We start from the raw sequence: 703 nt of genomic DNA on the forward strand, positions 1-703 counted from the left end.
CCATACAAGTGGCCTCGTCGTTTTTTTGCTCACTGCTCTTACAAAGTTTATACGGCTGTCATATATAGGTCTGATACGGGTCGTCTAGACTGTAAGCATGTTCATTACCGAACCCGATTTGTATCGTAACTTCAACACCAAACAACTGAACGAGGTATTCCAATGGCAAAGATAGTCGGTATCGACCTGGGAACGACCAACTCGGTAGTTGCCGTTCTCGAAGGCGGCGAGCCGGTGGTCATCACCAACGAAGAGGGCGCGCGCACGACACCGTCCATCGTGGCGTTCGCCAAAAACGGCGAGCGGCTCGTGGGCCAGTCGGCCAAGCGGCAGGCCGTCGTGAACCCGGAAAACACCGTCTTCAGCATCAAGCGCTTCATGGGCCAGTCGCTGGAAGACGTTAAGGGCGAAATTGGCCGACTGCCCTACAAGGTAGAGGCCGGCAGCGCGAACGATGTGCGCGTGCGCATTCCCGCAACCGGCAAGCAGTACACGCCGCAGGAAATCAGCGCGATGACTTTGACCAAGCTCAAGAACGCGGCTGAAGCCTACCTGGGCGAGCCGGTGACGCAGGCCGTTATCACCGTGCCGGCCTACTTCAACGACGCGCAGCGGCAGGCAACCAAGGACGCCGGCAAGATTGCCGGTCTGGACGTGCTGCGCATCATCAACGAGCCGACGGCGGCATCGCTGGCGTATGGCC

At 58.5% G+C, this 703-nt stretch carries 1 protein-coding gene; it reads left to right on the top strand.

Features of this window, described 5'->3' with window-relative positions; all coding sequences use genetic code 11:
- Window positions 1–162: 162 nt before the first annotated feature.
- A partial coding sequence (locus EYA77_RS03710) for an Hsp70 family protein (RefSeq protein WP_167815894.1) occupies window positions 163–703 on the top strand: 541 nt, incomplete at its 3' end.

Origin of the sequence: Methanocorpusculum sp. GPch4 (assembly GCF_012062385.1) — an archaeon.
Classification (GTDB): Archaea; Halobacteriota; Methanomicrobia; order Methanomicrobiales; family Methanocorpusculaceae; genus Methanocorpusculum; species Methanocorpusculum parvum.